At 64.8% G+C, this 12,277-nt stretch carries 18 protein-coding genes; 16 read left to right on the top strand and 2 right to left on the bottom strand.

All coding sequences use genetic code 11. The features are described from left to right. Positions 1-4: 4 nt before the first annotated feature. A complete protein-coding gene (locus B2W55_RS09300) occupies positions 5-268 on the bottom strand; it encodes an SDR family NAD(P)-dependent oxidoreductase (RefSeq protein ID WP_024343472.1) in 264 nt (87 codons plus the stop codon). A gap of 74 nt (positions 269-342) precedes the next feature. Here B2W55_RS09300 and B2W55_RS09295 point away from each other — a divergent pair, with 74 nt between their 5' ends. From B2W55_RS09295 to B2W55_RS09220, 16 genes are all read left to right on the top strand, one after another. Then, positions 343-807 (top strand): MarR family winged helix-turn-helix transcriptional regulator, encoded by a 465-nt coding sequence (locus B2W55_RS09295; RefSeq protein ID WP_024343471.1) that lies wholly within the window; start codon positions 343-345, stop codon positions 805-807. Between the two features lie 174 nt (positions 808-981). Continuing rightward, a complete protein-coding gene (locus B2W55_RS09290) occupies positions 982-1,236 on the top strand; it encodes an XRE family transcriptional regulator (protein WP_024343469.1) in 255 nt (84 codons plus the stop codon). Between the two features lie 100 nt (positions 1,237-1,336). After that, complete coding sequence (locus B2W55_RS09285; RefSeq protein WP_024343468.1) at positions 1,337-1,609, top strand: DNA -binding domain-containing protein; 273 nt, start codon at positions 1,337-1,339, stop codon at positions 1,607-1,609. 8 nt (positions 1,610-1,617) lie between these two features. Continuing rightward, positions 1,618-2,100 carry a transcriptional regulator domain-containing protein gene (locus tag B2W55_RS09280; RefSeq protein WP_244442344.1) on the top strand — a complete coding sequence of 161 codons (483 nt, stop codon included), beginning with the start codon at positions 1,618-1,620 and terminating at the stop codon, positions 2,098-2,100. Next, a complete protein-coding gene (locus B2W55_RS09275; protein WP_244442342.1) occupies positions 2,084-2,500 on the top strand; it encodes a DUF2285 domain-containing protein in 417 nt (138 codons plus the stop codon). Before B2W55_RS09280 ends, B2W55_RS09275 begins: the two co-directional genes overlap by 17 nt. A 139-nt stretch (positions 2,501-2,639) precedes the next feature. Further along, positions 2,640-2,921: a helix-turn-helix transcriptional regulator gene (locus tag B2W55_RS09270; protein ID WP_024343466.1), complete on the top strand. Its 282-nt coding sequence runs from the start codon at positions 2,640-2,642 to the stop codon at positions 2,919-2,921. Positions 2,922-2,939: 18 nt separating this feature from the next. Continuing rightward, on the top strand, positions 2,940-4,100 hold the full coding sequence (locus B2W55_RS09265) for a replication initiator protein A (protein WP_024343465.1): 1,161 nt from the start codon (positions 2,940-2,942) through the stop codon (positions 4,098-4,100). Further along, positions 4,097-4,735 carry a ParA family partition ATPase gene (parA, locus tag B2W55_RS09260; RefSeq protein WP_024343464.1) on the top strand — a complete coding sequence of 213 codons (639 nt, stop codon included), beginning with the start codon at positions 4,097-4,099 and terminating at the stop codon, positions 4,733-4,735. Before B2W55_RS09265 ends, parA begins: the two co-directional genes overlap by 4 nt. Then, positions 4,732-4,986 carry a hypothetical protein gene (locus tag B2W55_RS09255; RefSeq protein WP_024343463.1) on the top strand — a complete coding sequence of 85 codons (255 nt, stop codon included), beginning with the start codon at positions 4,732-4,734 and terminating at the stop codon, positions 4,984-4,986. Before parA ends, B2W55_RS09255 begins: the two co-directional genes overlap by 4 nt. Next, entirely contained in the window at positions 4,983-5,504 is a 522-nt protein-coding gene (locus B2W55_RS09250; RefSeq protein WP_024343462.1) for a DUF2840 domain-containing protein, read from the top strand. The genes B2W55_RS09255 and B2W55_RS09250 overlap by 4 nt, the downstream gene beginning before the upstream one ends. After that, the gene (locus tag B2W55_RS09245; RefSeq protein ID WP_024343461.1) at positions 5,501-6,046 is read left to right on the top strand and encodes a S26 family signal peptidase; all 546 of its coding nucleotides are present in this window, start codon (positions 5,501-5,503) and stop codon (positions 6,044-6,046) included. Before B2W55_RS09250 ends, B2W55_RS09245 begins: the two co-directional genes overlap by 4 nt. 68 nt (positions 6,047-6,114) lie before the next feature. Beyond that, complete coding sequence (locus B2W55_RS09240) at positions 6,115-6,462, top strand: DUF736 domain-containing protein (RefSeq protein ID WP_024343460.1); 348 nt, start codon at positions 6,115-6,117, stop codon at positions 6,460-6,462. Positions 6,463-6,465: 3 nt separating this feature from the next. After that, on the top strand, positions 6,466-7,239 hold the full coding sequence (locus tag B2W55_RS09235) for a lytic transglycosylase domain-containing protein (RefSeq protein WP_024343459.1): 774 nt from the start codon (positions 6,466-6,468) through the stop codon (positions 7,237-7,239). A 244-nt stretch (positions 7,240-7,483) separates the two neighbouring features. After that, positions 7,484-9,223, top strand: coding sequence for a relaxase/mobilization nuclease domain-containing protein (locus B2W55_RS09230; RefSeq protein ID WP_191126093.1), 1,740 nt, complete (start codon positions 7,484-7,486; stop codon positions 9,221-9,223). Between the two features lie 24 nt (positions 9,224-9,247). After that, positions 9,248-11,236 carry a conjugal transfer protein TraG gene (locus B2W55_RS09225; RefSeq protein ID WP_024343507.1) on the top strand — a complete coding sequence of 663 codons (1,989 nt, stop codon included), beginning with the start codon at positions 9,248-9,250 and terminating at the stop codon, positions 11,234-11,236. Positions 11,237-11,243: 7 nt separating this feature from the next. Beyond that, positions 11,244-11,741: a ribbon-helix-helix protein, CopG family gene (locus tag B2W55_RS09220; RefSeq protein ID WP_024343506.1), complete on the top strand. Its 498-nt coding sequence runs from the start codon at positions 11,244-11,246 to the stop codon at positions 11,739-11,741. Here the strand turns inward: B2W55_RS09220 and B2W55_RS09215 are convergent. Further along, positions 11,680-12,277, bottom strand: a 598-nt coding sequence (locus B2W55_RS09215) for a hypothetical protein (protein ID WP_291532214.1), incomplete at its 5' end; no start/stop codon positions are given. The two genes, B2W55_RS09220 and B2W55_RS09215, sit on opposite strands and share 62 nt — an antisense overlap.

The following is a 12,277-nucleotide window of genomic DNA, read 5'->3' as shown; positions in this document are numbered from 1 at the left end:
CAAATCATCTGACGACGGACAATCGCGTGGCGATCGTTCGGCCGACTGCGGCAACGGTCTCCAGGCGCGCCAGGTCCGCAAAGTGAATATCGATCTGCGCCTGCGGCGCGATCGTCCGGATGGCGGTTCGCGTGGCTTCGGCGTTGGCCTCGGAGCGGGCGATCAAAACCAGATGCGTGCCTCGACGGGCCATCTCAGCCGCGGCGAGGCGCCCGATCCCGCTCGTGGCGCCGGTCATGACGATGATGGGGGCGGGCTGATCGGACATGGACACCTTGCGGATTTAGTGGATATATATCCATTATATCTGCAATGCCAAGGAATGAAAGGCAGTCCGGCCGCATGGCGCGCTCCGCTGACCACGAAACAAATCAGATGCCCCCGCTCTGGCTGTCGCTTGGCGAACAGCTCAACGCGCTGCTAAGCGCGTCGCGTGCGGTCACGACTGAAATGGCCGCCACGTTTGACGCTGATCTGCAACCGGCGGCCTACCACGTCATCCAGTGGCTTCACGCATTCGGACCCGCCCAGGCGAGCCATGTCGCCGAAGCGTTGGCCATGGACCGAAGCGCGACCAGCCGTCTGGTGCGACAGCTCAAGCAAGCCGGACTCGTCGAGTCCCGTCCCGATCCGGCCGACAAGCGCGGAGTGATACTGTCCCTTACAGATCAGGGCTCAGACCAGATGCGCGCCGCGATAAAGCTCAAAGGCGAGCTCTTTCGCCGTCGTCTCGCCGGCTGGAGTGCGGCGGATCTACGCCTCTTCACGACCTTGCTACGACGCTTCAACACAGGTGCCGCAGACTGACGCACGACGATCGTGTCGCTGGTGTCGAGCCAGCGGGCGACCGAATCAGTCGCTTTCCGAGGCGAGCCGGCAAAACGCCGCCTGGCAGCAATTTTCCTCGCGCATGACGTCAAGGGCGACTATTATAGTCGTAGTTCTGGCAAGTGCGTTCGCGTCGGTGGGAGGTGATCATGCATGATCACCGCCCGACAATCACGGGCCGCACGCGCGTTGCTGGGTTGGACGCAGGAGACGCTCGCTGACAAGGCCCGGACATCGCTGACCGCACTCAAGCGCCTTGAATCCGAGAGCGGATTGGAGGTCTACGAGTCAACGCGCGATCAGGTTCGCCGGGCACTCGAAACAGCCGGCATCGTACTGCTCTCCACAGACAAGGGTGAAGGGGTACTGCTGCTCCATGATCAGGACAATCGACCAGCAAAGCGCTAGCGGTCTCTGGATCATGCCGCGAGCACAATCCGGAGCTCTCCGTCACAAGACGATCAGGTAAAGGGTTAACGAATACTTTCCGAGCGAATATAGTCGCCCTATGGAATCCGCGATGCCGCCGTTTCTGGACGAGCCACCCATCAGCCCATCGCTCACGGCCTACGATCGCGAGCATATGGTGCTCTATCTGCGCCTACTCGACTCGGCGCGCGATGGCGCGGACTGGCGCGAGGCTGTCCACGTCCTGTTCGGTCTCGATCCCGAAACCGATCCCGCGCGATGTCGGCATATTCACGAATCTCACCTGGCGCGAGCGCGCTGGATGACCGAGCAAGGTTATCGCCACCTGGTTCGTGAGAGCCAGCGTTCATAACCTTGGTGATGCCGCTAGGGCATCACCTGTTGCCTGAAGGCGGTCTTCCGAAAAGCAACCCGAGCGGGAAACCTGACTCCTCCGCAAGTCTTTGGACCAAGACGACGGAGGACAGCTTGACGCCCGACGCATCTGAGTGGCGCTCCTCGGCAAGCTACGATCATGTCGAAGAGCTGACCGCATCAAGCCTTGCCTGGGAATGGCTCCGCCGCAACGAAGCCTATGACAGGGACTTCGAGGCGGTGATGCAACCTGATGTCGACCCGACACTGCTGACGGACATGATCCGACAGCGCTGGGGGTTGCGATTTCCCGGTGGACCCGCTGCAGGCTCCGCCGAAGGCTCCCGTCATTTGGCTGCCGGAGAAAGACACGAGCGTCGTTGTCCTCGCGACCGCACCGGATATCCTGACAACGGAGGCGGGAGGGCGTTCGCCCCTTTCCGACGTCGACTCCATTGCCGACGGGCAAGGCGTGCATGGCCTTTATGATCTCGACCCGTTCCAGCAAATCCAAATTCTACGTGCCGACGCAGCCGCGGGAGAGGTTCCGCTGGCCGCCAGCGTGCCGCTCGACATCACCGGCTTCGATCGTCTGGAGGCTATCGGTCGCCTGCTCGCGGCACTGCATGGCCGCGCCATTCCGCCGGACACTCGCCTGACCCGTCAGCAACGGATGCGAGCACGCCGCATGCTGCAAGCCTTCGACGGCGCGCGCGATGGCGCGACCCAACTTGAAATCGCGCAAGTCATCTTCCGCATTGGCAACACCACGCGCGACGAGTGGCAGGTGTCCTCAACCCGGCACGCCGTCATGTCCTTGCTGCGCGATGCCCGTGCGATGATCGCGGGCGGCTATCGCAAACTTCTTCGTCATCGCCATCGCCGCTGATCCCCGCCGCGTCGCCGCGGTGTGGGAATTTGGGTCCCCCCAACTTCGCACTGCAACTCGCCGGTTTCGCTTCGCCATCGTGGCCTTCGTCCGCCGATGATCTTCGGCGGTCCTCACGAACCCCACGGAGGCCCGATCCATGCGACCCGAACTCGCCGTTTTGCCGCCGCGCTTCCTGCGCACCAAGGAAGCCGCCGAATTCCTCAGTCTGTCGGCCCGCACACTCGAAAAGCACCGCACCTACGGCACCGGCCCGGCCTACCGGAAGCTCGGCGGCCGCGTCGTCTACGCCGTCGACGATCTCGAAGCCTGGGCTGCGCGCGGCGCCGTCACCTCGACCTCCGATCCGCGTGGCGCCGTCCTGCCGGCCAAACGGCAGACGCTGCCCTCCGCGCCGCAACCCGGCCGCTACGCGCGCTGACCGCGAGCGGTTTCCCGAATGGCGGCGCGACACCAGTCCCTCTCGGAGCGCGGACAGCTCGACCTGTTCCGTGCGCTCCCCGGCGAGTTCGCGCCACGAGACGCGCAGGATCTCATGGCTTATCCGTTTTTCTCCCTCTCCAAGACCCATCGTATCGCGCCGATAGATTTCTGTGCCGGCGACGTGTCGATCCGCGTCGAGGCCGTGCCCGATCATGGCATGGCGACCATATGGGACGCCGACATCCTGATCTGGGCGGCGAGCCAGATCGTCGAGGCGCGTGATGCAGGTTTGCGCACATCGCGTCTGATGGTCGCCACGCCCTATGAAATCCTGAAGTTCATCGGCCGCGGCACATCCTTGCGCGACTATCAGCGCCTGAAAGCCGCGCTCGACCGCCTGCAATCCACGACGGTCTGCACCTCGATCCGCCAGCCCACTGAGGGTCGGCGTCACCGCTTCTCGTGGATCAACGAGTGGAAGGAGCGCACCGACCGGAGCGGCAAGCCGGACGGGATCGAGATGATCGTGCCTGACTGGTTCTATCAGGCCGTTCTCGACGACGCGCTCGTGCTGACGATCGACCGCGCCTACTTCGATCTCACCGGCGGCCTTGATCGCTGGCTCTATCGCCTGGTGCGCAAGCACGGCGGGCGCCAGCGCAATGGCTGGCGGTTCGATTTCCGCCACCTTCACCAGAAATCCGGCGCCCTGTCGCCGTTCAAACGCTTCGCGTTCGAGCTACGCGACATCATCCGTCGCCAGCCGCTTCCGGGCTACACGTTGTTTCTGGAGATCGAGGCCGGCGGCAGAACCTTGCTCGCATTCGAGCGCACTCCGCCCTGTGGAAAAGCTGTGAAAGGCTTCGTGCCATCGGGAACCCGAAAGCGCGTGCCATCAGGAACCGCCCCCTCGTGCCAACGGGAACCGAAACAGGGTCTAACCCACGACAGCAGAACAGAAAATCGCGCCCCTAACTTAGAATCTAACAGAGAATCTAACTTTGAAGAGCGCGCGCGCGAGGTGGAAAACCTCGTTCGGCAGGCGGCAAACGCGCTCAGCGCCACCGGAAAACGGCGCACAAGCAGCCCCGCTTTCACCAGCACCGGCGCAGCGGGAGCCCAGACCACCGGCCTTCCGCAGCTTCCCTTCGGTCCTCGTTCGGGAGGCCGCCGATGATCGTGGCCTTCCTCAACCAGAAGGGCGGTGTCGGCAAGACGACGCTGGCGCTGCATCTCGCCGGCGAATGGGCCGGGAAGGGAAAGCGGGTCACGCTGATCGACGCGGATCCACAGGGCTCGGCGCTCGACTGGTCGCAGCAACGCAGCCGTGGAGGCCATCCACGCCTGTTCGGCGTCGTCGGCCTGGCCCGCGATACGCTCCACCGCGAGGCGCCGGAACTGGCGCGTGATGTCGATCATGTCGTGATCGACGGGCCACCGCGTGTCGCCGGTCTGATGCGCTCGGCTCTGCTCGCCGCCGACCTCGTCTTGATCCCGGTGCAGCCGTCGCCGCTCGACGGCTGGGCCTCCGCCGAGATGCTGACGCTCCTGTCGGAGGCGCGCATCTACCGGCCGGAGCTGCGCGCCCGTTTCGTCCTCAATCGCTGCGGCGCACGCACCGTCATCGCACGCGAGACCGCCGAGACGCTCGCCGATCACGATCCGCCGGTGCTGCGCAACACCATCGGCCAGCGCGTCATCTATGCCGACGCCGCGCAATCGGGCCGCCTCGCTTTCGAGATCGACGATGACGGTCCCGCCGCGCGCGAGATCACAGCACTCATCACCGAGATCGAAAGGATCGCGCCATGAGCGAGCGATCCGAACGGCGCGGTTTCGCATCGCGTCCGACCAGTCCGGATGCCTGGATCAAGGCGTCCGAAACCGAGTCGGCGCGGATCGCCGATGCGTCGGGCTTCACCGCCCGCCTGACGATCGACATCACGCCGGAGCTGCGTGGACGCATCAAGATCATCGCATTCCAGCGCGGCGTCACCGTCGCCGACATGCTGCGCGAGCTGCTCGCGCGCGAATTTCCCTCAACATCAGGAGACACACCATGATCGGCATAGCGGCCTTCCACATGCGCGGCGGCTCATCGCCGGCCGTGCTCCCGCACGACGCTCTCACCCATGTCGAGCTGACCTGGGTCGAGAAGAAAATCGAGAACTGGATTCGCTTCGGGACGCACACGCACGAACGGATCCTCGATCGCCGGCGGCGCGTCCTGTCCTTCCGCCCCGGCGCGGTCTTCGCCTTCGTCCGCTGGGCCTCGAACGACTTCGGCACGATTATCTCGCGCATCGACATCGTGCGCGCCGTGTCGCCCGACGAAAGCTATCAGACGCTGCCCTTTGTGCGACCCGGCGGCGACATCCTGCTGAAAGTCGAAGGCTGGCCCAAAGTCGAGCAGGTGCTGCAGGCGATCGACGCCATCGAGCGTCTCGGCGTCGATCCTGAAACGGTCTCGCCCGATCACTGGCGGCACGTCCACAACCGGATGAGCGCCGGCCACGAGCCGCGCGCCTACACGATCGAGCGTCATCAGGCATGGCTGAAGCGGCTGGAGTGCGAGCGATGACCCGCTTCGGCTATGTCATGGTGACGTACTTCTCCGTGATGGGCGTCGCCATCGCCGCGTTCATACCGACGCCGCTCCGCCTCGTCTGGAACGCATCGGCCAGCGTGCCGATTGGCCTCTATGACCTCGATCCTCCACGTGATCTGGCTGTCGGCGATCTTGTCGGCGTGATGCCGGACAAGCCGCTCGCCGACTGGATGGTCGAGCGGGGCTACATCGGCCGTGGTGTGCCGCTGATGAAGCGCGTCATGGGGCTTCCCGGTCAACAGGTCTGCCGCATGGGCAACGCCGTGACCGTCGATGCCATGCCGCTCGGCGATGCGCTCGATCGCGATCGGCGCGGCCGCAAACTACCCGTCTGGCAAGGCTGCCGCCGCATCACGGACGGCAACATCTTTCTCATGAACCCGGACGTGTTCGATAGCCTGGACGGTCGCTACTTCGGTCCGATCCCCGCGCGCACGATCATCGGCAAGGCGACGCCGCTCTACACCGATGAGACCGGTGACGGTCGCTACGTCTGGCGCGCCGCTACGCGCTGACCGCTCCCCCATCGGCGGGAGCGGTGCTCGCCGATGGCTTTTTCAACCTCACCGCCAAGGAAACTGTCATGCCCCAGATTGGTGAATTCACGCGCGACGAGACCGGCTTCATCGGACACCTCGCGACGCTCTTGCTGGATCAGGACATCATCATCGTCCTGGCGGAACCGTCCGACGCCGAGAACGCACCGGATTATCGCGTTCACCTCTTCGACGGTATGAACAACGAAACAGGCCCGGAGATCGGCGCGGCCTGGAAACGCACCGGCGAGAAGGCCGGCGAATACATCGCGCTGCTGATCGACGATCCGGCATTCCTGCACCCGGTCCGCGCCAACCTGTTCCGTGACGACGATGCCGGCAAGGCCTGGTCGTTGCACTGGTCGCGTCCGCGCGATCGTGCCGAGAAGGATTGAGCGATGCTTGGCTCTCGTCAGCCGACGAGCCGTTCGACTGCGTCCGGGCTGCGCTGCGCTGCCCGGTGCATCGCTCTCCTTCTCCTTTCCGGCCTTAGCCTCGCGAGCATCATGCCGGCGATCACGATGGCGCAGGACTTGGGCGCCGATCGACCGTCGCCACGCGATCCCTATGGCGATTACATCGCCGAGGCATCGCGGCGCTTCGGCGTTCCGATCGCATGGATCAGGGCCGTGATGCGTGCCGAAAGCGCCGGCGATCCGCGTGCCATTTCGCCGAAGGGCGCCATGGGCCTGATGCAGATCATGCCGGCGACATGGGCGGGTTTGCGCCTGCGTCACCGACTCGGCGCCGATCCCTATGATCCGCACGACAACATCATCGCTGGCGCGGGCTACATCCGCGAACTGTTTGACCGCTACGGATCGCCCGGCTGGATCGCGGCCTACAATGCCGGTCCCGGCCGCTATGAGGACTCGCTGAAGGGCCGCGCATTGCCGGCGGAAACGCGCACCTATGTCGCCATGGTCGCGCCGTCGGTGGACGGCAGCGACGCAGCCGGCCCGATCGTGGTCGCGGCGATCGATCCGCTCGCCTGGACACGCGCGCCGCTGTTCATTGCGCAGCCCGAGCGCGCACCGGCCGCCGATCCCGTGCCGACCGCGCGCGCTTTCGATGCCGCAACGCCGACATCATCCGTGCGCGATGTTTCCGCCATCGAGCCGCAGTCGGACGGGCTGTTCGTCCCGCGCTCCGGCGGAAAGACTGCGCCATGAGCGGCCGGGTTCCCAATCGCACGATAGCAGGCTCCAGCGTGTCATGGCGTGCGCAGGGGGTAGAGTCAGGCACCACAACCGTACGATGGCGAGATAAAAAGCCGCGAGGTGCGGCGTCGGTCGGTCGTGTTGTTTCAATAGGTTATGAGGCGATTTCGCGAGGCGCGGGAATTCCGCGCACCTCGCGGCAACGCCGATTTCTCTTGAGATTCCGCTGCTTGACGCGATGTGCGGAGCATCGGCCATGACTGGCGACAGCGAATTCCGCATCCGGCCAGGCCGCATCCGCTCGACGCGCGCGCAGGCGGCGCGTCCCTTCATCGCACAGGCCCTCGCGGCGGCGCAGAAGGCCGGCGCCCGCGTCTCTCGGGCCGGGAAGATCAGCCCCGGCAACCGCTCGACATTTGGGCGCGGGCGCACGGCGAGCGTGCGCGCCAACCGCCTGCTGACGGGACGCTCGCGCATCGTCGTCATCAAGACGCGGGTGGTTCGCCACACCGCTCGCGCCGCGCCGCTCGCCGCCCACCTCAACTATCTACGTCGCGAGGGCGTGACCCGTGATGGGGAGAAGGCGCGTTTGTTCGGGCCGGAGACCGATGAGGTGGATGGCCGGGCCTTCGCCGAGCGGTGCCAGGACGACCGGCATCATTTCCGCTTCATCGTCTCGCCCGAGGACGCCGTCGATATGGCGGACCTCAAATCCTTCACCCGCGATCTGATGGGGCAGATGGAAAGGGATCTCTGCACCAAGCTCGATTGGGCCGGTGTCGATCACTGGAACACCGACAATCCGCACGTCCACATCATCGTGCGTGGCCGCGCGGAAGACGGCCAGGATCTCGTCATCTCGCGCGACTACATCAAGGAAGGGATGCGTGCCCGCGCGGCCGATCTCGTCACCCAGGAGCTTGGTCTGCGCACCGATCTCGACATCCGCCGCAACCTGGAACGTCAGGTCGAGGCAGAACGATGGACACAGCTCGACCGCCAGCTTGTCCGCGACGGCCGCCAGACCGGCGCCATCGACATGGCGATCGATCCGAACGCCCAGCCCGACGAATATCACGCCTTGAAGGTCGGGCGTCTTCGCAAACTGGAAACGCTTGGCCTTGCCGATCAGGTCGGCCCTGGCCAGTGGATGATCGACGCAAAGGCCGAGGCGACTCTGCGTGAACTCGGCGAGCGCGGCGACATCATCAAACGCATGCACCGGGCTTTGACGGATCGCGGCATCGAACGCGGCTCGGCGGGCTATGTGCTCGCGGCCGAAAGCCTCGATGCGCCCGTGATCGGCCGATTGGTCGATCGCGGTCTTGATGACGAGCTGAAGGGCTCCGCCTACGCCGTGGTCGATGGCGTTGATGGCCGCACCCATCACATCAAGCTGTCGGACCTCGATGCCGCCGGCGACAGCGCGCCGGGCTCGATCGTCGAACTGCGCAAGTTCGACGACGCGCAAGGACAGCGCCGCGTCGTGATCGCCGTCCGCTCCGACCTCGACATCGACCGGCAGATCACGGCGACAGGCGCGACCTGGCTCGATCGGCAGAACATCGCGCGCGAACCTGCCGCCCTGTCCGAGGCCGGCTTCGGCGCCGAGGTACGGCAGGCGCTGGATCGACGCGCGGATCATCTGGTCGGACAGGGCTTCGGCGAGCGACACGGCCAGCGTGTCACCTTCAATCGCGGGCTGATCGACACGCTGCGCCGTCGCGAGCTGGAAGCGGCCGGCGAAAAACTCTCCGCCGAAACAGGCCAGCCGTTCAATCGCGCGGGAAGCGGCGAGTATGTTGCCGGCACCTACCGCCAGCGTTTGGCACTCGCCTCCGGCCGCTTTGCCATGCTGGACGACGGCCTCGGCTTCCAGCTCGTGCCCTGGTCGCCCTCCCTCGAAAAGCAGCTCGGCAAGCATGTCTCCGGCGTCGCCCGCGACGACGGCGGCATCGACTGGAGCTTCGGCCGCAAGCGGGGGCTCGGCCTCTAACCTCTCTCGAAAAGGACCGCCGTAATGTCGGCTACGAAAATCCTCTGGGGCCAGATCCTCACCGTCTTCGCCATCGTCCTCGTCACGACCTGGGCCGCGACGGAATGGGTAGCCTGGCGGCTCGCCTTCCAGCCCGAGCTGGGGGCGCCGTGGTTCACACTGCTCGGCTTTTCCTTCTACCTGCCACCCGCCTTCTTCTGGTGGTGGTATGGCTTTGACGCCTATGCGCCGTCGATCTTCATCGAGGGCGCCTTCATCGCCGCGTCCGGCGGCTTCCTCTCGATTGCCGTCGCCATCGGCATGTCGGTCTGGCGGGCGCGGGAAGCCAAGAAGGTCGAAACCTATGGTTCGGCGCGCTGGGCCGAGACGGAGGAAGTGAAAGGCGCGGGTCTTCTCGGTCCCGATGGCGTCGTGCTCGGGCGCTACGATCGCGGCTATCTGCGCCATGACGGGCCGGAGCATGTGCTGTGCTTCGCGCCGACACGATCCGGCAAGGGCGTCGGCCTTGTCGTGCCCTCGCTGTTGACCTGGCCGGGCAGTTCAATCGTCCACGACATCAAGGGCGAGAACTGGCAGCTCACCGCCGGCTTCCGCGCGAAACATGGCCGCGTGCTGCTGTTCGACCCGACCAATGCGAAATCGTCGGCCTACAATCCTCTGCTCGAGGTGCGCCGCGGTGAATGGGAAGTCCGTGACGTCCAGAACATCGCCGACATCCTGGTCGATCCCGAAGGGAGCCTCGAAAAGCGGAACCACTGGGAAAAGACCAGCCACGCCCTGTTGGTCGGCGCGATCCTCCATGTCCTCTACGCCGAGAAAGACAAGACGCTGGCCGGCGTTGCCGCCTTCCTCTCAGATCCGAAGCGGCCGATCGAATCCACGCTCGCCGCGATGATGAAGACCGCCCATCTCGGCGAGGCCGGGCCGCACCCGGTCATCGCCAGCGCAGCGCGCGAGCTGCTGAACAAGTCCGACAATGAACGCTCGGGCGTCCTCTCGACCGCCATGTCGTTCCTTGGTCTTTATCGTGACCCGGTGGTGGCGGAGGTAACGCGGCGCTGCGATTGGCGGATCACGGACATCGTGGGCGACAAACGGCCGACGACGCTCTACCTGGTCGTGCCGCCCTCCGACATCAATCGCACCAAGCCACTGATCCGTCTGATCCTCAATCAGGTCGGCCGCCGCCTGACCGAGGATCTGCAGGCGAAGGCGGGGCGCCACCGTCTCCTGCTCATGCTCGACGAGTTTCCGGCGCTGGGGCGGTTGGATTTCTTCGAGAGCGCGCTGGCCTTCATGGCGGGCTATGGCCTCAAGAGCTTCCTGATCGCGCAATCGCTGAACCAGATCGAAAAGGCTTACGGCGCCAACAATTCGATCCTCGACAACTGCCATGTACGTGTCAGCTTCGCCACGAACGACGAGCGCACCGCAAAGCGGGTCTCGGACGCACTCGGCACCGCGACCGAGATGAAGGCCATGAAGAACTATGCCGGTCACCGCCTGTCGCCCTGGCTCGGCCATCTGATGGTGTCGCGTTCGGAAACAGCCCGGCCGCTGCTGACGCCCGGCGAGGTCATGCAGCTTGCCTCCACCGACGAGATCGTCATGGTCGCGGGCACGCCCCCGATCCGGGCGAAGAAAGCGCGCTATTACGAGGATGCGCGGTTCAAGGAGCGCATCCTGCCACCGCCCGCGCTCGCAGCGCCGAAGCAGACGCGGCCCGATGACTGGACCACGCTGCCATTGCCGCCGCGTCCGCAGATCGCAGTCGTCAGCCAGACCGCACAAACCGGCGATGACGATCCGACCGAATCCGAACGCCGCCAGCAGCCCGAACTCAACCGAGTGAAGCCGGTCGAGAATAAGGTGCCGATCGACAATCCATTTGAGATCGATGCTGACCGCGACGACGCCGAGGACGATGTCGTGCGCAACAGCCGGATCAACCAGCTCATGCAGGGCGTGGCGCGGCAGGTATCGCTCGACCCCGGCGACGGCATGGACCTGTGAGGCGCCAATGACGAAACCACCTCGCAAACAGCGCCTTTCCGTCTATCTCGATCCCGCTGTCATGAACCGCCTGGCGGAGCACGCCGCCCGGCGCGATCATTCCCGTTCCTTGATCGCGGAAGCGGCGATCGAATCCTTCCTCTCGCCGGATGCGGCCGAGCGTCAGGAGGCAGTCATCACCAAACGGCTCGACCAGTTGGATCGCCGCATGACGCGGCTGGAACGCGATGTCGGCATCGCGGTTGAAAGTCTTGCGGTGTTTATCAAATTCTGGGTCGCGACCACGCCAGCCTTGCCGGAACCGGCCGCGCGGGCGGCCCGTGCCAAGGCCGGCGAACGCTATGAACAATTTGTCACCGCGCTCGGCCGGCGGCTCGCCAAAGGGCCGAAGCTCCGGCAGGAGATCTCGGAAGACGTGAGCATGCAATCGACGCAAGCCGATGTCAGTATGGCGGATCGAGCACAGCGCCCGGAAGCGGGTCCACATGACCCCAAAATCGAGTGACCGCACGCGCGTAACGCCGCAAATCGTCCAGCCGAATCCGAAGTTCATCGCTCACCGGCACTGGGCCGGGCGCCAGATCATAATAGTCGAGAGACGGGTTGTCCCAAAGCCTTGGTGCGCGAGCTTTCAACTCGTCACATGACCGGCCATCTCCGTGACGGACCACATTCGCCACCAGATGTAGTTCATTGAGGTCATCGGCCATTCCGGTCGCCACAAGATCGAGAGAGGCGATCCCCGCACAGCCCTTGAGTAGCTCCTCCCAGCCTTTTGCCTTCACACCATGCCCACTCGCCCAACGGTTAAGTTGGCGCTCAAACATACCGTCGAATGTAAGGGCGAATGCCTTTGCGGCTTCGTTGGCGGTGTGGTTATCGACCTGAGCAGCGCAGCGATCCAGGAACTGATCGATGGTTTTCGCCTCAGCCACGATGAGCGTGCCGCGCATTGGGAGCTGATCGAGCGCTGCCAGGATCACGCGCTGATAAAAGCGATCAGCGTTCGCCTGAAAAACGTGTCCGTCGTCAGATGATTTG

The organism is Bradyrhizobium sp. UBA2491 (genome assembly GCF_002341725.1).
In the GTDB taxonomy this organism is placed as follows: Bacteria; Pseudomonadota; Alphaproteobacteria; order Rhizobiales; family Xanthobacteraceae; genus Bradyrhizobium.
Note: the sequence above shows the minus strand (reverse complement) of the source record. Positions and strands in the feature narration are given on the sequence as shown.

What these genes read in the sequence shown, in the direction of transcription:
- B2W55_RS09220 (WP_024343506.1), top strand. Translation starts at nt 11,244, where the DNA reads ATGACGAAACCACCTCGCAAACAGCGCCTTTCCGTCTATCTCGATCCC.
- B2W55_RS09240 (WP_024343460.1), top strand. Translation starts at nt 6,115, where the DNA reads ATGCCCCAGATTGGTGAATTCACGCGCGACGAGACCGGCTTCATCGGA.
- B2W55_RS09230 (WP_191126093.1), top strand. Translation starts at nt 7,484, where the DNA reads ATGACTGGCGACAGCGAATTCCGCATCCGGCCAGGCCGCATCCGCTCG.
- B2W55_RS09290 (WP_024343469.1), top strand. Translation starts at nt 982, where the DNA reads ATGATCACCGCCCGACAATCACGGGCCGCACGCGCGTTGCTGGGTTGG.
- B2W55_RS09225 (WP_024343507.1), top strand. Translation starts at nt 9,248, where the DNA reads ATGTCGGCTACGAAAATCCTCTGGGGCCAGATCCTCACCGTCTTCGCC.
- B2W55_RS09285 (WP_024343468.1), top strand. Translation starts at nt 1,337, where the DNA reads ATGGAATCCGCGATGCCGCCGTTTCTGGACGAGCCACCCATCAGCCCA.
- B2W55_RS09250 (WP_024343462.1), top strand. Translation starts at nt 4,983, where the DNA reads ATGATCGGCATAGCGGCCTTCCACATGCGCGGCGGCTCATCGCCGGCC.
- B2W55_RS09235 (WP_024343459.1), top strand. Translation starts at nt 6,466, where the DNA reads ATGCTTGGCTCTCGTCAGCCGACGAGCCGTTCGACTGCGTCCGGGCTG.
- parA (WP_024343464.1), top strand. Translation starts at nt 4,097, where the DNA reads ATGATCGTGGCCTTCCTCAACCAGAAGGGCGGTGTCGGCAAGACGACG.
- B2W55_RS09270 (WP_024343466.1), top strand. Translation starts at nt 2,640, where the DNA reads ATGCGACCCGAACTCGCCGTTTTGCCGCCGCGCTTCCTGCGCACCAAG.
- B2W55_RS09300 (WP_024343472.1), bottom strand. Translation starts at nt 268, where the DNA reads ATGTCCGATCAGCCCGCCCCCATCATCGTCATGACCGGCGCCACGAGC.
- B2W55_RS09295 (WP_024343471.1), top strand. Translation starts at nt 343, where the DNA reads ATGGCGCGCTCCGCTGACCACGAAACAAATCAGATGCCCCCGCTCTGG.
- B2W55_RS09255 (WP_024343463.1), top strand. Translation starts at nt 4,732, where the DNA reads ATGAGCGAGCGATCCGAACGGCGCGGTTTCGCATCGCGTCCGACCAGT.
- B2W55_RS09245 (WP_024343461.1), top strand. Translation starts at nt 5,501, where the DNA reads ATGACCCGCTTCGGCTATGTCATGGTGACGTACTTCTCCGTGATGGGC.
- B2W55_RS09265 (WP_024343465.1), top strand. Translation starts at nt 2,940, where the DNA reads ATGGCGGCGCGACACCAGTCCCTCTCGGAGCGCGGACAGCTCGACCTG.
- B2W55_RS09280 (WP_244442344.1), top strand. Translation starts at nt 1,618, where the DNA reads ATGCCGCTAGGGCATCACCTGTTGCCTGAAGGCGGTCTTCCGAAAAGC.